We start from the raw sequence: 20,405 nt of genomic DNA, 5'->3' as shown, positions 1-20,405 counted from the left end.
AGATCATGCTCCAACGAGAAAACCATCATGCATAAACTCGAACGTCTCCTGCGGCCGAAGTCGATCGCCGTCTTCGGCGGTGCGCAGGCTGCCGCCGTCGTCGCGCAATCGATCAAGATGGGCTTTGCCGGCGAGATCTGGCCGGTACACCCGAACAAGGACGAGGTGGCCGGCCGCAAGGCCTATCGTTCGGTGGCCGATCTGCCCGGCGCGCCTGATGCCACCTTTGTCGGCGTCAATCGCCACCTGACCATCGAGGTGGTCAAGGCGCTGGCCGAGCGCGGTGCCGGCGGCGCCGTCTGCTTTGCCGCAGGCTTCCTCGAGACCGAAGCCTATGACGACGACGGCGAACGGCTGCAGGCCGAGCTCGTCGCGGCGGCGGGCCAGATGCCGATCATCGGGCCGAATTGCTATGGCCTGATCAATTATGCCGATGGCGCACTGCTGTGGCCCGACCAGCATGGCGGCATCAGGCTGGCCGAGGGCGGCAAGGGCGTCGCCATCATCACCCAGTCGTCCAACATCGCCATCAACATGACGATGCAGAAGCGCGGCCTGCCGATCGCCTTCCTCATGACCGCCGGCAACCAGGCGCAGACCGGCCTGTCCGAAATGGCGCTTGGCCTGATCGAGGACGAGCGGGTCACGTCGCTCGGACTGCATATCGAGGCCTTCGATTCGGTAGCCGGTTTCGAACGGCTGGCGGCCCGGGCGCGCGAGCTGAAGAAGCCGATCATCGCCATGAAAGTCGGACGTTCCGAACAGGCGCGGCAGGCGACAGTCTCGCACACCGCCTCGCTGGCCGGTTCGGACGCGGCCTCGGGAGCCTTCCTGAGGCGGCTCGGCATTGCCCGCGTCGATTCCATCCCCGCCTTCATCGAGGCGCTGAAGCTGCTGCACGTCACTGGTCCGCTGCCCGGTTATCGTCTGTCGTCGATGAGCTGCTCGGGCGGCGAGGCCTCCGTCATGGCCGACAGCGCCGAAGGCCGCTGGGTCAATTTCCCTGACCTGACCGGTTCGCACCGCGCTCATGTCAAATCGACGCTCGGGCCGTTGGTGGCGGTGGCCAACCCGCTCGACTACCACACCTTCATCTGGAACAACGAGCCGGCGATGACCGCCACCTTCACCGCCATGGTGTCGGGCGGTTTCGATCTCAACATGCTGGTGCTGGACTTTCCGCGCCCCGACCGCTGCTCGGACACCGATTGGTGGGCGACGTTGCGTGCCTTCGAATCGGCGCTGAAGACCAACAAAGCGCAAGGCGCCATCGTCTCCTCACTGCCCGAGAACCTGCCGGAAGAATACACGGCCGGACTGATGGCGCGTGGCATGGTGCCGTTGTTCGGCATTTCCGAGGCCATGGACGCCGCCCAGGCGGCAGCCTTCATCGGCTGGGCATGGCGCGAACCGCAGGCGCAGCCGATCGACACGTCCGCCTCCGGTGCGCCCGGTGGCGACCACATCACGCCCGACGAGGCCGAGGCGAAATCGCGGCTGATCAAGGCCGGCCTGCCAGTGCCCAAGGGCGAACGCGCCGCCAATGCCGTCGAGGCGGTGATCTCCTCGATGGCGCTCGGCTTTCCGGTGGCGCTGAAGGCGCTGGGCGTCACCCACAAATCCGAGGTCGGTGCTGTCAGGCTCAACCTCAAGGACGCCGAATCCGTCAGCACGGCAGCGCATGACCTGCTGCCGCTCGGCACCGGCCTCTATGTCGAGCGCATGGTGCGCGACGGCGTCGCCGAACTGATCGTCGGCTTCACCCGTGATCCGATGTTCGGCGCGGTGATGACGCTGGGCACCGGCGGCGTGTTGGTCGAGTTGTTGCGCGACAGCGTCACGCTGATGCTGCCGGCAACCCGCGACGACATCGAGGCAGCGTTGCGCGGCCTCAAACTGTTCCCGCTGCTCGAAGGCTATCGTGGCCGGCCGAAAGCCGATGTCGCCGCGGCCATCGAGGCTATCTCGGGCATTGCCGCCTTCGTGCAGCAGAATGCCGGCGAGATCGAGGAACTCGACATCAACCCGCTGATCGTCTGCACCGAAGGCAAGGGCGCCTGGATCGCCGACGCGCTGCTGGTGCTGGGAGACAAGAAGAATGGCTGACGTCATTTCGACCCGTCGCGAGGGCACCATCCTCGAGGTCACGCTCGACCGGCCCAAGGCCAACGCCATCGACCTCAAGACCTCGCGGCTGATGGGCGAGACGTTCAAGGCATTTCGCGACGATCCGGACCTGCGCGTTGCCATCGTCAAGACCGCCGGCGACAAGTTCTTCTGCGCCGGCTGGGATCTGAAGGCGGCTGCCGGCGGCGATGCGGTCGACGGCGATTATGGCGTCGGCGGCTTTGCCGGCCTGCAGGAGCTGCGCGACCTCAACAAGCCTGTCATCGCTTGCGTCAACGGCATGGCAGTCGGCGGCGGCTTCGAGCTGGCGCTGTCGTGCGATCTGATCTACGCCTCCGATCATTCCTCCTTCGCGCTGCCCGAGATCCGCGCCGGCACGCTGGCCGATGCCGCGACGATCAAGCTGCCGAAGCGCATCCCCTATCACGTGGCCATGGACCTTTTGCTCACCGGCCGGTGGATGGATGTCGCGGAGGCGCATCGCTGGGGTCTGGTCAACGAAGTGCTGCCGAAGGAGAAGCTCGAGGACCGTGTCTGGGAGATCGCCCGGTTGCTCGCCGGCGGCCCGCCGCTGGTGTTTGCCGCAATCAAGGAGACGGCGCGGGTGGCCGAGGCGCTCACCTTCCAGGACGCGATGAACAAGGTAACGCGCCGCCAGTTGCCGACCGTCGATGCCCTCTATGGCTCCGAGGACAATATGGAAGGTTTTCGCGCTTTCGCCGAGAAACGCGAGCCGGTTTGGAAGGGGAAGTAGTGGCGGCCCCATGACCGACTACAAAGCCCTCATCGACGCCGAGACCTGGGCCTTCATCGAGCGGACCAATTCCTATTATCCGCCTGATACGATCGACTACACGATCGCGCAGCAGCGGGAGATCTATGACCGCATGTGCCGCGAATTCTTTGCCGGCTATCCCGAGGGTGTTGCGGTCGAAACCTCTGCCATTGCAACGCCCACCAATGATATCCCGATCCGCATCTACCAAAGCGCGCCGCAGGCAAAGGCGACGGTGCTTTACTTCCATGGCGGCGGCTTCATCCTCGGCGGGCTGGACAGCCATGACGATGTCTGCGCCGAGCTCTGCGGCCGCACCGGCTATGAGGTGGTTTCGGTCGACTACCGGCTGGCGCCGGAGCACCTGCATCCGGCGGCCTTCGACGACGTGATGAGCGCCTTCGAATGGGCCACCGCCAATCGCGACCATCCCATCGTGCTTTGCGGCGACAGCGCCGGCGGCAATCTTGCCGCTGCCGTCAGCCATGCGACACGCGGCCATCAGCGCAAGCCGATCGGGCAGGTGCTGATCTATCCCGGGCTCGGCGGCGACCGCTCGCGCGGCTCTTATGTGACGCATGCCGAGGCGCCGATGCTGACCGTGCGCGACCTGGAATTCTACAAGAACGTCCGCACCGGCGGCGTGGATGGGACCGGTGACATCACGCTGTCGCCGCTCGCCGATGGCGACTTCGCCAATCTGCCGCCGACGGTGCTGATCACTGCCGAGTGCGACCCGCTGTCATCAGACGGCGAAGCCTATCGCGCACGCGTCGCCGCCGCCGGCGGACGGGCATATTGGTTCGAGGAACCTGGGCTGGTGCATGGCTATCTGCGAGCCCGGCACACGGTCGGCCGCGCCCGCGCCAGCTTTACGCGGATCGTCGATGCGGTAGCCGCTTTGGGAACGGGCGAATGGGTCCCCTGAGCGCCGTCATCCATATGCGGCGTATATAATTCAGGCCAAAACCTGCTCTCGAATTCCTATGCGGCCAGCGATTAAGTACTTCCGGGCCGCCGCTCGACGGCGGCCGGAACGACAGACTGGCTTCAAGGACCATGAGAACACATTCAGTCTGGCTGACCTCCAGGGTCAGCCGCAGGGTGCCTACGGAATATTTCGTCCTGGCAAACCTCAGAGAACAAGGCGCGATCATCGGCCGGCTCGCCGGCCATCCGATCGCCGATACGGTCATCGATGCGAGCGGATCCCGATATCGCTATGTCGGCGTTGCAACGCGCGACGCCGATGGGCGTTTCGATGTCGAAGCGCTGCGGGCTGGCGAATGGATCGTCCAACCGGGCCTGGTTTATGCCGCCGACGGCAAGGCCGCTCCATCAAAACCGCTGCTGAGCAGGCGCGACCGCAATCCGTCCTGATTGCATTGCGCTGGGTCCACCTTCGTTCAAAGTCACCATCGCCTCTCGAATTGCCGTCGCAGTTTCAGGACGGACAGGGGTCATTGGCAAGCGGACGTCCGGGCTCAGCCCCAGCGCCAGATGCAGGGCGTACTTGACCGGTACCGGATTGCTCTCCAGCTCGAGCGCCGCGATGAGTGGCCGCAAGCGATGATGGATGGCCCGAGCGGTGTGGTGGTCGTCTTGCCGGCAGGCATCATGCATCTCGACGCACAGTCGCGGGGCGACGTTGGAGACCACGGAGATCGTGCCACGCCCGCCCATCGAGTTGAAGCCGAAAGACGTGGAGTCGTGGCCGGACAGGCAAATGAAACGGCGCCTCAGCACGGCGGGCAGCGAGGACAGGCGGTTCACATCGCCAGTGGCGTCCTTGATGCCGACGATGGTTGGAATCTGCGCCAGGCGCTCGACCGTCTCCTGCGACAGGTCGACACCGGTCCGGGCCGGGACGTTGTAGACGATTATCGGTATCTTGACCTTGCTGGCGACCGCTTCGAAGTGGCGGAATATCCCCTCCTGGCTCGGCCTGTTGTAGTAGGGCGTGACGATGAGGGCAGCGTCGGCCCCGAAAGCCTCGGCGGCTGTCGAAAGAGCAATCGTCGTCTCGGTGCTGTTCGTCCCGGTGCCGGCGATGATCGGCACCCTGCCCGCGGCAATTTTCACGCAGAGCGCGATGATGTCGAGGCGCTCCTCCCACGATAAGGTCGGGGACTCACCGGTGGTGCCGCACGGCACCAGCCCGTTGATCCCTTGTTCGATCTGCCAGCGCAGCAGCGTGGTCAGTTGCTTCAGGTCGACCTCGCCGTCGGTGAATGGCGTTACCAGCGCGGTCATCGCTCCGGTCAGGCGCGTTCGTGCTTGTTCGGGTGTCATGGCAATCAAATTCTCCTTGGTGATTGTTTGAGGACGCCGCCTGTTCGACGTGCGTAAGAAGCAAAGCCGAGAGCACCGCTGCAGCCAGATCGGTATGTTCCGCTTCGGCTATGCAGGCGTTGCCCGGCGTCGCTACAGGCGGGGTTTGAATGGTGCAAAACCATCGCTCGCCGATCCTGCTGAGCGACGAAACCGAGCGCTCCGGTTTCGAGAGGGCGACGAGCAGGAGGACGGCGTCGAGCGTGGCGCCGGCCTCGACCAGGCCGGCAAACCGCCGGCCTTGCTGGGACGATCTGTCGAGCGACAGGCCGCGTGCGGCCTCCCACAGCTGGTGTTCGAGCAGCCTGCCGACATGCGGGAGACGATCGAACAATCCGGCCAGATCGGCAGTGTTGGACGTGTCCATGGTCAGACGTTCCGGAACGGTGAAAGCAGCCGGAAACAGGATCAGTTGAAGAGGGAAAGGCACACGCTTGCCGGGGCGAAGCGTATCGCGCCGGCCTGATGACCGCTTTCCATCGTGGCGAAACGAACAGCCGAGGTCCTGTCGGCGAAAACACCGCCGGTCATGCCTTCTTCGTCGCGCGCGATCCAGTGGCCTTCGCCGTCGCGCCCGACCACGAAACGGTGAAGGGCGTTTCCGTCAGAGGGGATATGAGAACGTTGCATGATAATCTTCTGCTTTGCGATCAGGAAACTTGAGCAGCGATGGTGGCGGCGACCAGCAAGCCGCCGGCGACCAGGAGCCACCATGTCGGAGTGAAGGGCGCGACCAGTCTGACCGGCCTGCGATTGTTGTTGGCAGCACGCCGCGCTTGCTCAAGCTGCGACGCCGGCAGCGGACGATGGGTGGGCAGATAGAGCCCGTCTGAGAGGAACATCGAAGACTTCTTTCTCTCTTAACTGTCGCCACGAGGTGGTGACTGCCTGCAGCGGCTCAGGACCGGCCGCACTCAGAAAGATAAAAGGATCCGCATTTGTATTCGAGGCGGCCGAAAACTGAAAAATATAAAAAAGTCATATGTTTATCGCCTGGGCGTATGTGGGACCCAGGGCTGGAAATCGGATCGCGTTGTCGCCGTTTCACGCCACTGCGGCGGCCGCCCGACCGGCGCTGCGGCCGGAAAAGATGCAGCCGCCGAGGAACGTGCCTTCAAGCGCCGCGTAGCCATGCACACCGCCGCCACCGAAACCTGCGGCCTCGCCAACGGCATAAAGCCCTGCCACCGGCTGGCCGTCGGCACCCAGTACGCGGCTGTCGAGATCGGTCTCCAGGCCGCCCAGCGTCTTGCGGGTCAGGATGTTGAGGCGGACCGCGATCAACGGACCGTTTGCCGGGTCGAGCATCTTGTGCGGCTTGGCCGTGCGGATCAGTTTGTCGCCGAGATAGGCGCGGGCGCCGCGCAGGGCGGTGATCTGCATGTCCTTGGAGAACGGATTGTCGAGCTGCCGGTCGCGGGCGCGGATCTCGCGCTCGACCTTTGCGAGTTCGAGCAGCGGCTCGCCGCCGGCCAGTGCGTTCATACGGGCGACCAGCTTCGGCAGGTCGGCCTCGACGATGAAATCCTCGCCCTTCTCCATAAACGCCTTCACCGGGCCCGGAATGCCCGACGTGGCGCGGCCGAGCACCTGACGCCAGCTCTTGCCGGTCAGGTCGGGGTTCTGTTCGGAGCCCGACAGCGCGAACTCCTTCTGGATGATCTTCCTGGTCAGGATGAACCAGGAATAGTCGAAGCCGGTACTCATGATGTGGTTGAGCGTGCCCAGCGTGTCGAAGCCGGGATAGAGCGGCACCGGCAGGCGCTTGCCCCTGGCATCGAGCCACAGCGATGACGGGCCGGGCAGGATGCGGATCGCATGATCGGTCCAGATCGGCGCCCAGTTCTTGATGCCCTCGACATAGTGCCACATACGGTCGCGATTGATGACGCTGCCGCCGGCCGCTTCGGTGATCGCCAGCATGCGGCCGTCGACATGATCGGGCACGCCCGTGATCATGCGCTTGGGTGCCGCGCCCAGCCGCTGCGGCCAGTTTTCCCGGACAAGCTGGTGATTGGCGCCAATGCCGCCGGAGGCGACAATAACGGCTTGCGCATGAAGCTCGAAATCGCCTGATATGTCGCGCGAGCTCTTGTGGCCACGCTCGACGGTGCTCGGCTGCAGGATGTCGCCACGCACGCCGTCGACGGTGGCGCCCGTGCGGGTCAATTCGTTGACCCTGTGGCGGAATTTGAAGCGGATCAGCCCGCTTTTCTCGGCTTCGCGGACGCGCTGGACGAAGGGTTCAAGCACGCCGGGGCCGGTGCCCCAAGTGACGTGAAAGCGCGGCACCGAATTGCCATGGCCGATGGCATTGCCACCGCCACGCTCGGCCCAACCGACGACGGGGAAGAATTTCAGGCCGCGCTGCATCAGCCATGAGCGCTTCTCGCCGGCGGCGAAGCCGACATAGGCTTCGGCCCATTTGCGCGGCCAGTAATCTTCCGGGCGGTCGAAAGCGGCGGTGCCCAGCCAGTCTTCGAGCGCCAGGTCATGCGAATCGCGGATGCGCATGCGCCGCTGCTCGGGCGAATCGACGAGGAAGAGCCCGCCGAACGACCAGAACGCCTGGCCGCCGAGCGACTGTTCCGGCTCCTGGTCGACGATGACGGTTCTCTTGCCGGCCTCGGCAAGCTCGGCGGCGGCGACCAGCCCGGCAAGGCCAGCGCCGACAATGATCACGTCCGCATCGTCAGCCATCTTTCCCCTCCCCATTTGCCGGCTAAAGCAATTCCAGCGTGAACGGTTTTCCCTCCGGAATTGCGTCGAACAAAGGGCTGGCTAGACGGCTTCCCAACCTTCCTTGCCGCCAGCGCGGAAGATGGCGTCGATGACCTTCTGGTTGAGCACGGATTCCTCCAGAGTGAAGACCCGCTCCTTGCCACCCTGTGCGGCCCGAGCGAAGGTCTCGACCTCCAGCCGGTACTGCTGGGTGCCGGGAAAGCGGAATACCTGCGCCTCCGTGTGGTTCTGGTTGTGCAGTTCGACGCGGTGATGGTCGTAGAGCCCGGCGTTGAAGGGCGAAAACACCTCGATGAACCCCTTCTCGCCATGGAACACCATGACCTGGCGCGCCGCCATCTGCGTCGACAGGTAGAAGGACAGCTCGAAGTCGCCGAAATCGGCGCGGATCGAGGAATAGATGTCGGTGCCGAATGTCTTGTCGCGCTCTATCGTCGCCTGGACGCGCAGCGGCTCCTTGCCGGTGGAAAAGCGCGTCGAGACGGTCGGGTAGACGCCGATGTCGGGCAGCGCGCCGCCGCCGAGATCGAGCTTGTTGCGCATGTTGTCGGGGTCGACATTGTAATAGGAGAAGGCGCCCTGGACGTGGCGCAGGCGGCCGATCGCGCCGCTGGCGATGAGATCGCGCACCTTGATCCATTGCGGGTGGTAGATGACCATGAAGGCCTCGCAGACCAGCACCTTCTTGGCATCGCGCAGCTTGATTAGCGGCAGGATGTCCTTGGCGTCGAGCGCCAGCGGCTTTTCGACCAGCACGTGCTTGCCGGCCTCGATCGCCTTGGCCGTCCATTCGACGTGTTGGGAGGTCGGCAGCGGGATGTAGACGCCGTCGACCTCGCTGGAGGCGAGCAGGTCCTCATAGGAGCCGAATGCATGGCGCGCGCCGAAGCGCTCAGCCAAGGCCTTGGCCTTCGACAGGTCGCGGCTGGCGATCGCCGACAGAACACCGTTCTCCGCGTCGACCATTGCCGGCAACAACTGCTCGCGGCCGATCTTGGCCGTCGACAACACACCCCATCGAAACATCAGGCTTCTCCATAGCGATTGCAGGCGACGAGGTTTGCCCGAAATCTCAGGAAAAGCCAATGACCAGGACTGCCTGGATCAGCCCCGTTTGCCCGTCAGCGTCATGTCGAAGGCGACGATGTTGGAATAGATAGGCGTGCCGACATCCATGCCGTAGCGTGACCTGAGCACCTTGCCGGTGACATGGAATTTTATCGTGCCGGCCTTGAGGTCGCCAAGCTGGGCCGTGAATTCTTCCGGAAACGTCTTGCCGCGCGCCGTCAGGCGGCCGCTGACGAGGGCCGTGGTGTCGCTGGTGCGGGTCACGCTGGTCGAGCGGAACTGGATCTCAGGGCTGTCGGCGGCATCGAACACCGCGTCCGAGCGCAGGAAGGCATCGATGCGGCCCTGGCCGGTACCGACGCTTTCGGGAAATATGGTGAAATTGACCTGCGAGCGGGCGACGTCGCTGTTGTCGATGCGGATCGAGCCTTTGAAGCGGCCGAAGGCGCCATCGAGGCCGCCGCCACCGACCTTGCCGATGGAAAAGTGGATCGAGGAGTTGGCCGGGCTGATCGCGTAACTGCCGGCGGCATCACCAAGCGCGATTGCCGCTGAAGCCGGCATGGCAAAGCAAACGGCGACCGCCGCAAATCCGAGGATACGCGTGTACATTGAGGTGTTCCTTGTTGTAGGCAGCGCATTTCCTGCGCGCCCTCACCCAATGAACGAATGACCCGGCCGCTCTATTCCGCACTGTCCTCTGACGAAGGCGTGATCATGCGTGTGAGCACGCCATCCTTGAGCTGGAAATGATGACGCAGCGCCGCCGCGACATGCAGCACGACCAGGGCCATGCCGGCATAGGCGAGATACCAATGCGCTGACGCCCAGAAGCTTTCGGCCGCATCCGATTCGGCCAGCGGCAGGTTCGGCATGAGGAAAAGGTTGAACGGCAGGCTGGGGATCTCCAGCATCGACACCGACACCAGCGCCCAGCCGGACAAGGGCAGGGCCAGTTGAAACGCGTAGAGCGCAATGTGAGCGAGTGGCGCGGCCCGCCGCTCCAAGGTTCCAACCGAGCGCGGCAGCGCCGGCGCCGCATTGCCGAAGCGCCAGGCGATGCGCAGGATCACCAATCCGAGCAGCAGAAAGCCGAAGGATTTGTGCAGCTGGATCAGTTCGAAGGCAGTGCGCTGGCTGGCCAGCCGCACCATGATGAAGCCGAGCCCGAACTGGCCGATGAAGATCAGCGCAATAAGCCAGTGAAGAATGATCGCACCCCAGCCATACCGGGTCGTGCTGTTGGTAATCGATGCCTGCATGGGACGTGAACGAATGCCGGGGGGACTTTCTTCCTTCGCTTCACCCTGCGCCCTACGAGATCCCCCGCTTCGCAAAAGCCGCCTTGCGGCAGTTGCTGCGCGACCCTCCCAACAAGGGCGAGGGTGAAGTTATCCGCTCACCTTGAAAAAATCGACGAAGGCGCGCAGCGCCGGCCGCATCTGGCGGCGGCTGGGATAGTAGACGAAGAACCCATCGAAAGGCGGGCACCAGTCCTCCAGCACGCGGATCAGTCGGCCGTCGGCGAGCGGCGTGGCGACATAATCCTCGAAGACAAAGGCTAGCCCGGCACCATCGACGGCCGTTTGGGCGATCAGATGGTCCTCATCGAGGACAAGCGGTCCCTGCACGGCCATCTCGATCGCCTCGCCGCCCTTCTCGAACTCCCACCGGTAGAGGATGCCACTGGAGAAGCGGAAGCGGATGCAGCGATGACCGGCAAGCTCACGCGGGTGGTGTGGCCTGGGCATGGTTTTGAAATAAGACGGCGCGCCGACCACCGCGCCACGAATGTCCGGCCCGATGCGCACCGCGATCATGTCGCGCTGCAAGCTCTCACCAAGTCGCACACCGGCGTCGAAACCACCTTCGACGACATCGGTGAAACGATCCTCGATGACGATCTCCAACACGATGTCGGGATAGACCGCCGCGAACGCACCGAGCCGTGGCGTCAACACCAGATGGGCGGCGGTGCGCGGTACGCTGAGCCGAAGATTGCCGGCCGGCCGGTCGCGCGCCTCGACCGCCGTCTCCAGTGCAAGGTCGATCTCGGAAAGTGCCGGCCGCAACCGTTCAAGCAGCTGCGCGCCCTCCTCGGTCGGGGCGACGCTGCGGGTGCTGCGGGCCAGAAGACGAACGCCCAGCCTCGCCTCCAGGCTGGACACCGCATGGCTGACCGCCGAAGGCGCGATGCCAAGTTCGCGGGCGGCCCCGCGAAAGCTGGCGCATCGGGCGACGGTGGCCAACACCACGAGTTGGGAGAGGTTCGTTCGATTCATTGATCTATTTCTTGGAACAAGCCGTGCAAAAGAGAGACGATTATCGAACGGAAAGCAAGGCGCTATCTCCCCATGCATGTCGCCCAAAAGCGCGCAGCGGTTTTGGGGGCAACGACATGCTTAAGACTTAAAGCGCGTTGTCGACGCGTTAAGCATCGCAACAAGGAGACGCGTGATGCAAACCCGCAAGCTAGGAACTGAATTGAACGTCTATCCCGTCGGCCTCGGCTGCATGGGCATGAGTTTTGTCTATGGCGGCCAGGCGGAGGCCGAGGCGATCGCCACCCTGCACCGCGCCGTCGAGATCGGCGTCAACTTCTTCGATACGGCGGAAGTCTATGGCCCCTACGAGAACGAGATCCTGCTCGGCAAGGCGCTGAAGTCGGTTCGTGACAAGGTGACCATCGCCACCAAATTCGGCTTCAAGATTTTGGAGGAAGGCACCGGCATCGACCGCATAGCCGGCGTCGACAGCCGCCCCGAACATGTCAAGGCGGTCGCCGAGGCGTCGCTGAAGCGGCTTGGCACCGATGTCATCGACCTCTACTACCAGCATCGCGTCGATCCCAACGTGCCGATCGAGGACACGGTCGGCGCCATGGCCGAACTGGTGCGCGAAGGCAAGGTGCGGGCGCTCGGCCTGTCGGAGGCGAGTGCGGCAACCATCCGCCGGGCGCATGCCGTGCATCCGATGTCGGCCGTGCAAAGCGAATACTCGCTGTGGAGCCGTGATCCGGAGGACGAGGTGCTCGCCGTCTGCCGCGAACTCGGCATCGGCTTCGTCCCCTACAGCCCGCTCGGCCGTGGTCTGTTGACCGGCACGATCGCCAAGCCCGAGACTTTGAGCGACGACGACTGGCGCCGTGGCCAGCCGCGCTTCCAGGCCGACGCCATGGCGGCCAACGCCGCTGTCATCGCCACGCTGGAGAAAATGGCGGCTGAAAAGGGCGTGACCTCGGCGCAGCTGGCGCTGGCGTGGGTGCTGCACCAGGGCGATTTCATCGTGCCGATCCCCGGCGCGCGGAAAATCCGCCATCTGGAACAGAACACGGCGGCGGCCGGGATCGAGCTGAGCGCGGCCGAAGTGCAAACGATCGGCGAGGCGCTGTCGCCGGATAAGGTGACCGGCAAGCGCTACACCGAGGAGTTGCTGGCGCTTGTGAATGGGTGAGCTTAGTCACCGCCGGATAGTTGAAAGGGGGCGCTGCGGCGCCTCCTTTTTGCACCGCGTGGAGGTGCGAGACGTTGGCGCGAAACACCCCCTCTGTCCCGCCGACATCACCAAGGATAGACAGTGATCTCCGGCCAGCAGGCCCTCGCACGCGCGCCCTTGGCCTCATGCGTCTGGCGGTTGTCCATCATCCGGTTCGGTGTGATGCGAAACGAGAAGATGTCGTCGAGGCCAAACGGCGCCACGAGGTCAAGCTGCCCATCCGCGTCGAAACGGACGCCGACCGCGTCGGTTTTGGAGGCGAAGTGGCGGACCGAGTCGCTGGAACTCGTGTAGCGCGGGCACGGCTGTCCGAACTTCAGAGGATACCAGAGATGGACACGGGCCTGGTTGCGCACCTCGACCGGCAGCGGCAGCCCGGCGAAGACCGGAGCGGCAGCGGCGATCACGCCATCCTCAGCCTCATAGGAGAGGTCGCTGTCATCGAAGTAGAACAGGTCGACATCCCTGATGCCGTAACCCGACGGCTTGCCGGTAAGCTCGTTCCAGACGGTGTTGTAGAGCGCGCCGGAGACCAGCAGCCAGTCGGGCAAGGCAAGACGCCGCGCCCGACCCAGAGCATCACTCAGCAACGCATCTCTCGACACAATGTCCAGAAACGCCGCGCGTTGTGCCTCGAACGGGAGCCCGGAATAGCGCAAATGGTCCATCGCCCTTTGGAGGGCGATTCGCCACTTGCCTGCAATCCCTTAGCTCATTGCGCTGTCATTGGCGCTTGTACATCACGTCAGTCCGGATGACATATTTGCACCCCGAAAGCACCTCGTCGCCGCGATGCTCGATCGGGTGATAGAAGGCCAACGCCATGCCTTTCCTGGGTTTCACCACGAGGTTCGTGCCGTCATAGCCCGGCATCTCGCCCCGAAACGAAGTCCCGCCGCCATCAAATCCATCCGAGAGATAGATCATGAAGGTGAACTGGCTGCGCTCCGACGCATTGCGCTCGAAATAGCCGTCATTGTGCCAATCGAACTTCTGGCCGGGTCCGTATCTGTAGAATCGGAAACGCTCGTTCAGTCCCGTCAGCCGCCAGTCGCCAAGGCCGCGATAGAGCAGTGGGCGCGCCCGCGCAAAGAGCAGATCCGCAAGGTCCTCGTCGTCAAAGACAACCCGGTCGTTGTTGCGAAGCTCCTTCACGACGGTCGCACCGCCGGCGCTGTTCACCCTGGCTGCCTCGAAACCGCGCCGTTCGCTGTCAGCGATCAGGTCCGCGCATTCCTGATCATCCAGGAAGCCGTCGATCGTCCCGATATGCGTTGCCAGCCAAGTGGTGGAAAGCTCGTTGGTGTGAGCCATCATGGCATCCGTTCTAGGTCCTGAGCACGCCACCCGTCTGCTTGCAGACATTCTCGATGATGCGCTTGGCCAGGGCTTCGAAATCCTCGTCGGTCAGCGTCTTTTCGACCGGCTGGATCGACACCTCGATGGCGATCGACTTCTTGCCTTCGCCGAGTGATGCACCTTCGAAAATATCGAAGACCGAGACAGCGGTGATCAGCTTCTTGTCGGCGGCGAGTGCCGCGCGCACCAGCGTGCCGGCTTCGACCGTCCTGTCGACGACGAAAGCGAAATCGCGCTTGACCGCCTGGAAGGCGGACAGTTCGAGCTTCGGCTTGGTTTTGGTCGGCTTGGCCTTCGGCTCGGGCACGGCGTCGACGAACACTTCGAAGCCGCAGAGCGGACCGGAGACATCGAGCCCTTCCAGCGTCTTGGGATGGAACTCGCCGAAGGTGCCGAGCACGGTCTTCGGCCCGAGCTTGATCGTGCCGGAGCGGCCAGGGTGATACCAGGCCGGTCCGCCGGCCTCGACCTGCAATCGGTCGACCGGCGCGCCGCAGCCTTCGAGCGCGGCGATCGCATCGGCCTTGGCATCGAATACGCCGACCGCGCCTGAATTGCCGGCCCAGTTGCGACCGGAGCCATCGAGCTTGGCGGTGCCGCGCCGGACGCCGGCAGCAACGCGCCGCTGCTGGTCGGCGCCGTCGCCCTCATAGGTGCCCGACACTTCGAACAAAGCGACGTCGCCGATGCCCCTGTCGGCGTTGCGCTGGGCAGCGGCGATCAGCCCCGGCAGCAGCGACGGCCGCATGTCGGACATGTCGGCAGCGATCGGGTTGGCAAGCTTCAGTGCCGTCTGGCCGCCGCCGAACAGTTCGGCGTGCCTGGCCGGAATGAACGACCAGGTGACCGCCTCCATCATCCCGCGCACGGCAAGCGCGCGCTTGGCCGTGCGGGTGCGGACCTGCAGCGTGGTGAGGATCCTCGCATTGACAGCGTGATGCGCGCCAAGCGGCTGCGGCGCGATGTTGTCGACGCCGTGGATGCGCATGACCTCTTCGACCAGGTCGGCCTTGCCATCGACATCGGGGCGCCAGGACGGCACGGCGACGTCGACAACATCGCCCGAGCCCTGCGCCTCGAAGCCGAGGCGCGACAGGATATCAAGGCTTTCCGCCCTTGGCACCTCGATGCCCGTCAGCCGCTTCACTTCCGACAGCGGGAAGGAAACGATCTTGGGTTGGTAGCCGGCATAGCCGGTCACTTCGATCTCGGTCGGCGTGCCGCCGCAGAAATCGAGCACCAGCCTGGTCGCCAGCACGACGCCGGGCACCATGAATTCAGGGTCGACGCCGCGCTCGAAGCGGTAGCGCGCGTCGGTGATGATGCCGAGCGTGCGGCCGGTGCGGGCGGTGGTGATCGGATCCCAGAGAGCCGATTCGATCAGCACGTCCGACGTGTTTTCGTCGCAGCCCGAATGCTCGCCGCCCATGATGCCGGCGATCGACTCGACGCCATCCTCATCGGCAATGACGCACATCTCCGGCGTCAGCGTGTATTCGCGGCCGTCGAGTGCCTGCACCTTTTCGCCATCGCGCGCGCGCCGCACGGTCAAGTTGCCGGCAACCTTCCTGGCGTCGAACACATGCAGCGGCCGGCCGCGGTCGAAGGTGACATAGTTGGTGATGTCGACCAGCGCACTGATCGGCCGCAGCCCAATGGCGATCAACCGCTGCTGCAGCCATTTCGGTGATGGGCCGTTCTTGACGCCACGCACCAGCCGCAGCGCGAAACCAGGGCAGAGCTCTGGTGCTTCGATCGTGACCTTGACCGGCGTCTCGCCCTTGCCCGGGATCGCGTCGATCGCAGTGCTCTTCAACGTGCCAAGCCCGCTCGCCGCCAGGTCCCTGGCGATGCCGTAGACGCTGGTCGCGTCCGGCCGGTTGGGCGTCAGGTTGATCTCGATGACCGGATCGTCGAGATGCGCATAGGCAGCAAAGCTGGTGCCGACAGGCGCATCTTCAGGCAGGTCAATGATGCCGTTGTGCTCGTCGGAAAGCTCCAACTCGCGCTCCGAACACATCATGCCGTGGCTTTCGACGCCCCTGATCTTACCGACCGTCAGCGTCACGTCGATGCCGGGCACATAGGCGCCGGGCGCGGCAAAGGCGCCGATCAGGCCCGCGCGGGCGTTCGGCGCGCCGCAGACGACTTGCACCGGTGGCTTGCCGTCGCCTGTGTCGACAGAGAGCACGCGCAGCCGGTCGGCATCGGGATGCTGCACCGCCGTCAACACCTTGGCGATGACGAACGGTTTCAGGCTCGACTTGTCGTCGACATGCTCGACTTCGAGGCCGATCGAGGTCAGCCGCTCGACGATCTCGTCGAGGGTGGCGTCGGTCTCGAGGTGGTCCTTGAGCCAGGAGAGGGTGAATTTCATGGGACTGTTCCGTCTGGTCTTTTGACGCTTGTTTTCAGATGTCTCGGCAGATCGTCGGATATTTGCAGGAAGGGAAGCTTCTCGCTGACATAGGCATGCAGCGTCGGCGGGAAATCGGCCGGCATGTCCATGGCGCCGAGCGTGAAATAGATGACGTCCTCCAGCCGCTCGTCGACATAGGCGATCGGCGAGCCGCAGACGCCGCAGAACGAGCGCGTCACCGGCCCGTTCTCATACATCTTCAGTGCCTTGCCGGTGAACGCCACCTGACCGACCAGGAAGCCGACAAAGGCCGATACCGGCGCACCGCTCGCCCGCCGGCAATCGCCGCAATGGCAATAGCTGACGTGGTGCGGTCCGGCCGAGGCCTCGAACCGCACGGCGCCGCAGCGGCAGCCGCCGGCGTGGGCGGCTGTCATGCGCTCAAGCCTCCGAACAGCGTCGGCATGTCGAGCGGCCTGAATCCGTAATGCGACAGCCAGCGCACGTCGGCATCGAAGAAGGCGCGCAGGTCCGGCATGCCGTATTTCAGCATGGCGATGCGGTCGATGCCCATGCCCCAGGCAAAGCCCTGGTATTCGTCCGGGTCGAGCCCGCCATGGCGCAGCACATTGGGATGCACCATGCCGCAGCCGAGGATCTCCATCCAGTCGGAGCCTTCGCCGAAGCGCACTTCGCCGGGCCGCGAACGGTCGCACTGGATGTCGACCTCGAGGCTCGGTTCGGTGAACGGGAAGAAGGACGGCCGGAACCGCATCTTGACCGAGGGCACTTCGAAGAAGGCCTTGCAGAACTCCTCCAGCACCCACTTCATGTTGGCGACGTTGGCCGTCTTGTCGATCACCAGCCCCTCGACCTGATGGAACATCGGCGAGTGGGTGGCGTCCGAATCCTGCCGGTAGGTCTTGCCCGGAATGACGATGCGGATCGGCGGCTTTTTCGTCTCCATCGTGCGGATCTGCACCGGCGAGGTGTGGGTGCGCAAAAGCTTGCGATCGCCCTTCTCGTCCGGCTGGAAGAAGAAGGTGTCGTGCATCTCGCGCGCCGGATGACCTTCCGGAAAATTCAGCGCGGTGAAATTGTAATAGTCGGTCTCGATGTCCGGGCCCTCGGCGATCGAGAAGCCGAGGTCGCCGAAGATCGCCGCGATCTCGTCGATGACCTGGCTGATCGGATGGATGCGGCCGCGCTCGGCCGGCGACTGCCGTACGGGCAGCGTCACGTCGACCTTTTCGGCGGCCAGGCGGGCGGTGATCGCCACATCCTTCAGCTCGGCCCGACGCAGCGAGAGTGCATCAGTGACGCGGTTCTTGAGGCCGTTGATAACAGGGCCCTTGAGCTGGCGCTCCTCGGCGCTCATCGCGCCAAGCGTCTTCAGCATCTCGGAAACCGAGCCCTTCTTGCCCAGCGCCGAAACGCGTACTGCCTCGATCGAGGCCTCGTCCGCGGCCGATGCGATATCAGCCATCAGGGAATTTTCGAGAGTTTCCATGTCACTCATGTTCCAGACCCGACAAAAGGCATAAGAAAAACCCGCGCCAGCCGTGCCAGCGCGGGTTCCCCAAATCAGAATTTCGAATGCTTGGGAAGCGCTGGCTTAGGCGACAGCGCTTTCAAAAGCGTTCGGCGTGGTGTTCTTCAGATATTCGAGCGCAACCTTGGCCTTGGCCACGAGTGCGGCGAAAGCCTGCGGCTCATGGATGGCCATGTCCGACAGGATCTTGCGATCGATCTCGATGCCGGCCTTGTTGAGGCCGTCGATGAAGCGGCCATAGGTCAGGCCGTGCTCATGGGTCGCGGCGTTGATGCGCTGGATCCACAGGGCGCGGAACGAGCGCTTGCGGTTCTTGCGGTCGCGGTAAGCGTACTGCAGCGACTTTTCCACCGCCTGCTTGGCGATGCGGATGGTGTTCTTGCGGCGGCCGTAGAAGCCTTTGGCGGCTTTCAGGACCTTCTTGTGCTTGGCGTGCGAGGTGACGCCTCTCTTTACGCGTGCCATGTCATGATCTCCTTAAAAGCAATTCCAGGAAAAGTGCCTAGCGGTTTTCCGTTCGGAATTGCGTAAAACAAATGCGTGTCCGGACCGAATGCCTTAGAGGCCGTTCGGCAGAAAATTCTTGATGACCTTCTTGCCATCCGGTTCAGCCAGAACCATCGTGCCGCGGGCATTTCGAATGAACTTATTGGAACGCTTGATCATGCCGTGACGCTTGCCGGCTGCAGCCGACAGGACTTTACCCGTACCTGTGATCTTGAACCGCTTTTTGGCGGCGGACTTGGTCTTCATCTTGGGCATTTTGCTACTCCGTTTCTATGAGGTCGCTGTCCGTGCCTCTGGCACGCAGCACCTCTTGTTTTGTTCGCTTCAGGCCGACCAAAGCCCGAAAAGCAAATGAAACCGCCACGGCATGCCCTGCCGGGCGGTTTTTTGGAACGCGGTCCTATACGTCAAAGCAGGCGGCTGTGCAACACCCACTGCGCCGCTCGTTCGCGGAATGCTCCGCCCTCGATCAGGGAAGTGTGAACCAGACCGGCAGCATGCCCGACTGCTGGGCGCCGTCGATCAGTTCGAAGGCCGGCAGCGCCATCAGGAACACCAGGCCATCGAGCAGCGTGGTCAACAGCAGGCGCGGCTTGAAGCTGCCCGTATCGCCCTCCTGGTAGAGGGAAAGGTTCGGAAAGAAGCGCGGCACCCTCGCCAGATAGGCCTGATAGGGCGCACCAAGCGCTTCCTTGAGGAATTTCTCCTCCCGCAGGATGACGATATGGAAGGCACCCGCGCACAGCACAGCAAAGAGAATGATGCCGGAGAACGAACCGATCTGCGCGCCGACGCCGGCCGCGGCCACGGTCGAGAACACATAGAGCGGATTGCGGGTCATCGAATAGGGTCCGCCCGTCACAACTTCGGAAGATTTGCGCCCGCCTATATAGAGCGTCGACCAAAGGCGGCCGACGATGCCGAGAAAAATCAGCAGCACGCCGAACATCTCGATCGTCTCATGCATCGCGGTATCGGGCGGGAAGGTCGATTGGCCAAACAGCAGTGCGGCGAACAACACGACCACGAGCACGGCAAGCACTATTCTGCGCGTGCGCTGGTAGTTACCCAGCCCGTATTTGAGTTCTTTGTCCAAGGGAGGAATCCGATCGTCGAGGAGCCTAATGCATGTCGCCCAAAAGTGGCCCCGGTTTTGGGAAGACGACATACATGAAAACAGAGCCAGCGATCGCAGCTGTGGCCAGGAAGCAGGCGTCCCGCCGATCGCCGGGACGCCCTGTACTACAATTCAGGCGGATTTAGAGCGCGGTGACCAAGCCTGACGTCATCGTGATCTCGATGTGTTGACGTTCAGGTGATGCCGGCCTGCAAACGGCGCCTGACCACAATCTCACTGCACCCCTAGCGCGGCGCCAGCACCATCATCATCTGGCGGCCTTCGAGCTTCGGTTCCGCTTCGACCTTGGCAATGGTCGCCACTTCCTCGCGAACCTTGTTCAAAAGCTGCATGCCGAGTTCCATATGCGCCATCTCGCGGCCACGGAAACGCAAAGTCAGCTTGACCTTGTCGCCCTCCTCGAAGAAGCGGCGAACCGCCTTCATCTTGGTCTCGTAGTCATGGCTGTCGATGTTGGGGCGCATCTTGATCTCCTTGATCTCGATGACCTTCTGGTTCTTGCGCGCCTCGGCCGCCTTCTTCTGGTTGGCGTATTTCAACTTGCCGAGATCGAGGATTTTTACGACGGGGGGCACCGCATTGGGCGATATCTCGACGAGATCGAGCCCAGCCTCTTCGGCGAGCAGCAATGCGTCGTTGATTGAAACATCGCCGCGGTTCTGGCCTTCGGCGTCGATAAGCTGGACCCGGGGAACCCGGATGTCACGGTTGGAGCGCGGGCCATCCTTGGTCGGCGCCGCTGCTTTGAAAGGTCTGCGAATGGTCGTGGTCTCCTTGGCCGTTTCGTTCAGGGTTTGCGGATATTGATGCGTGGACGCGCCAATGTGGTAAGCGCGCGGGCGAAGTCAATAGCACAGCATTGACAGGAAATCACCCTGATCACTGCCCTGCACCAAACAAAGAACCATCGCGAGCACTTTTCGCCACGCCACTGGCTGTGCCACAAGACGCC

The 20,405-nt window shown here is 63.5% G+C and carries 23 protein-coding genes; 7 read left to right on the top strand and 16 right to left on the bottom strand.

What is annotated here, in order from left to right; all coding sequences use genetic code 11:
• The first annotated feature begins 27 nt into the window (after window positions 1–27).
• The 4 genes from AC1DYW_RS03420 to AC1DYW_RS03405 all read left to right on the top strand — a co-directional run bounded on the left by AC1DYW_RS03420 (window position 28) and on the right by AC1DYW_RS03405 (window position 4,282).
• Entirely contained in the window at window positions 28–2,106 is a 2,079-nt protein-coding gene (locus AC1DYW_RS03420) for an acetate--CoA ligase family protein (protein ID WP_477225119.1), read from the top strand.
• A complete protein-coding gene (locus AC1DYW_RS03415; RefSeq protein ID WP_477225118.1) occupies window positions 2,099–2,881 on the top strand; it encodes a carnitinyl-CoA dehydratase in 783 nt (260 codons plus the stop codon). Before AC1DYW_RS03420 ends, AC1DYW_RS03415 begins: the two co-directional genes overlap by 8 nt.
• A 10-nt stretch (window positions 2,882–2,891) precedes the next feature.
• On the top strand, window positions 2,892–3,830 hold the full coding sequence (locus AC1DYW_RS03410) for an alpha/beta hydrolase (RefSeq protein ID WP_477225117.1): 939 nt from the start codon (window positions 2,892–2,894) through the stop codon (window positions 3,828–3,830).
• A gap of 131 nt (window positions 3,831–3,961) precedes the next feature.
• Window positions 3,962–4,282 (top strand): hypothetical protein, encoded by a 321-nt coding sequence (locus tag AC1DYW_RS03405; RefSeq protein WP_477225116.1) that lies wholly within the window; start codon window positions 3,962–3,964, stop codon window positions 4,280–4,282.
• On the opposite strand, the gene dapA is transcribed toward AC1DYW_RS03405, so the two are convergent.
• Entirely contained in the window at window positions 4,241–5,194 is a 954-nt protein-coding gene (dapA, locus tag AC1DYW_RS03400; RefSeq protein ID WP_457150100.1) for a 4-hydroxy-tetrahydrodipicolinate synthase, read from the bottom strand. The genes AC1DYW_RS03405 and dapA overlap by 42 nt on opposite strands.
• 94 nt (window positions 5,195–5,288) lie before the next feature.
• On the opposite strand from dapA, the gene AC1DYW_RS03395 reads away from it, so the two are divergent.
• On the top strand, window positions 5,289–5,699 hold the full coding sequence (locus tag AC1DYW_RS03395) for a hypothetical protein (protein ID WP_457150099.1): 411 nt from the start codon (window positions 5,289–5,291) through the stop codon (window positions 5,697–5,699).
• A complete protein-coding gene (locus AC1DYW_RS03390) occupies window positions 5,699–5,896 on the top strand; it encodes a hypothetical protein (RefSeq protein ID WP_457150098.1) in 198 nt (65 codons plus the stop codon). Before AC1DYW_RS03395 ends, AC1DYW_RS03390 begins: the two co-directional genes overlap by 1 nt.
• On the opposite strand, the gene AC1DYW_RS03385 is transcribed toward AC1DYW_RS03390, so the two are convergent.
• The 6 genes from AC1DYW_RS03385 to AC1DYW_RS03360 all read right to left on the bottom strand — a co-directional run bounded on the left by AC1DYW_RS03385 (window position 5,884) and on the right by AC1DYW_RS03360 (window position 11,325).
• Window positions 5,884–6,075 (bottom strand): hypothetical protein, encoded by a 192-nt coding sequence (locus AC1DYW_RS03385; protein WP_457150097.1) that lies wholly within the window; start codon window positions 6,073–6,075, stop codon window positions 5,884–5,886. The genes AC1DYW_RS03390 and AC1DYW_RS03385 overlap by 13 nt on opposite strands.
• A 202-nt stretch (window positions 6,076–6,277) precedes the next feature.
• Window positions 6,278–7,933 (bottom strand): FAD-binding dehydrogenase, encoded by a 1,656-nt coding sequence (locus AC1DYW_RS03380; RefSeq protein WP_477225115.1) that lies wholly within the window; start codon window positions 7,931–7,933, stop codon window positions 6,278–6,280.
• An 81-nt stretch (window positions 7,934–8,014) separates the two neighbouring features.
• Complete coding sequence (locus AC1DYW_RS03375; RefSeq protein WP_477225114.1) at window positions 8,015–9,001, bottom strand: Gfo/Idh/MocA family protein; 987 nt, start codon at window positions 8,999–9,001, stop codon at window positions 8,015–8,017.
• Between the two features lie 78 nt (window positions 9,002–9,079).
• The gene (locus AC1DYW_RS03370; RefSeq protein WP_477225113.1) at window positions 9,080–9,655 is read right to left on the bottom strand and encodes a YceI family protein; all 576 of its coding nucleotides are present in this window, start codon (window positions 9,653–9,655) and stop codon (window positions 9,080–9,082) included.
• A 71-nt stretch (window positions 9,656–9,726) separates the two neighbouring features.
• The gene (locus tag AC1DYW_RS03365) at window positions 9,727–10,305 is read right to left on the bottom strand and encodes a cytochrome b (protein ID WP_477225112.1); all 579 of its coding nucleotides are present in this window, start codon (window positions 10,303–10,305) and stop codon (window positions 9,727–9,729) included.
• Between the two features lie 129 nt (window positions 10,306–10,434).
• Window positions 10,435–11,325: a LysR family transcriptional regulator gene (locus tag AC1DYW_RS03360; RefSeq protein WP_477225111.1), complete on the bottom strand. Its 891-nt coding sequence runs from the start codon at window positions 11,323–11,325 to the stop codon at window positions 10,435–10,437.
• Window positions 11,326–11,500: 175 nt separating this feature from the next.
• On the opposite strand from AC1DYW_RS03360, the gene AC1DYW_RS03355 reads away from it, so the two are divergent.
• A complete protein-coding gene (locus AC1DYW_RS03355; RefSeq protein ID WP_477225110.1) occupies window positions 11,501–12,496 on the top strand; it encodes an aldo/keto reductase in 996 nt (331 codons plus the stop codon).
• Between the two features lie 107 nt (window positions 12,497–12,603).
• Here the strand turns inward: AC1DYW_RS03355 and AC1DYW_RS03350 are convergent, their stop codons facing one another.
• The 9 genes from AC1DYW_RS03350 to infC all read right to left on the bottom strand — a co-directional run bounded on the left by AC1DYW_RS03350 (window position 12,604) and on the right by infC (window position 20,214).
• Entirely contained in the window at window positions 12,604–13,206 is a 603-nt protein-coding gene (locus AC1DYW_RS03350; protein WP_477225109.1) for a nucleotidyltransferase family protein, read from the bottom strand.
• 55 nt (window positions 13,207–13,261) lie between these two features.
• Window positions 13,262–13,852: a prolyl hydroxylase family protein gene (locus AC1DYW_RS03345; RefSeq protein ID WP_477225108.1), complete on the bottom strand. Its 591-nt coding sequence runs from the start codon at window positions 13,850–13,852 to the stop codon at window positions 13,262–13,264.
• Window positions 13,853–13,865: 13 nt separating this feature from the next.
• The gene (pheT, locus tag AC1DYW_RS03340) at window positions 13,866–16,274 is read right to left on the bottom strand and encodes a phenylalanine--tRNA ligase subunit beta (protein WP_477225107.1); all 2,409 of its coding nucleotides are present in this window, start codon (window positions 16,272–16,274) and stop codon (window positions 13,866–13,868) included.
• A complete protein-coding gene (locus AC1DYW_RS03335; RefSeq protein ID WP_477225106.1) occupies window positions 16,271–16,693 on the bottom strand; it encodes a GFA family protein in 423 nt (140 codons plus the stop codon). Before AC1DYW_RS03335 ends, pheT begins: the two co-directional genes overlap by 4 nt.
• Window positions 16,690–17,775, bottom strand: coding sequence for a phenylalanine--tRNA ligase subunit alpha (gene pheS, locus AC1DYW_RS03330; protein ID WP_477225105.1), 1,086 nt, complete (start codon window positions 17,773–17,775; stop codon window positions 16,690–16,692). The genes AC1DYW_RS03335 and pheS overlap by 4 nt, the downstream gene beginning before the upstream one ends.
• Before the next feature lie 96 nt (window positions 17,776–17,871).
• Window positions 17,872–18,273, bottom strand: a complete 402-nt coding sequence (gene rplT / locus AC1DYW_RS03325) for a 50S ribosomal protein L20 (protein WP_006201247.1) — start codon at window positions 18,271–18,273, stop codon at window positions 17,872–17,874.
• A gap of 93 nt (window positions 18,274–18,366) precedes the next feature.
• A complete protein-coding gene (gene rpmI, locus AC1DYW_RS03320; RefSeq protein WP_006201248.1) occupies window positions 18,367–18,570 on the bottom strand; it encodes a 50S ribosomal protein L35 in 204 nt (67 codons plus the stop codon).
• A gap of 214 nt (window positions 18,571–18,784) precedes the next feature.
• Window positions 18,785–19,411: a methyltransferase family protein gene (locus tag AC1DYW_RS03315; protein WP_095083153.1), complete on the bottom strand. Its 627-nt coding sequence runs from the start codon at window positions 19,409–19,411 to the stop codon at window positions 18,785–18,787.
• A gap of 266 nt (window positions 19,412–19,677) precedes the next feature.
• Window positions 19,678–20,214 (bottom strand): translation initiation factor IF-3, encoded by a 537-nt coding sequence (gene infC / locus AC1DYW_RS03310; protein WP_010912915.1) that lies wholly within the window; start codon window positions 20,212–20,214, stop codon window positions 19,678–19,680.
• Window positions 20,215–20,405 lie beyond the last annotated feature (191 nt).

Source organism: Mesorhizobium sp. P2_D5 (assembly GCF_056404355.1).
The sequence above is the reverse complement of the archived record's forward strand: the minus strand, read 5'-3'. Positions and strand labels throughout refer to the sequence as shown.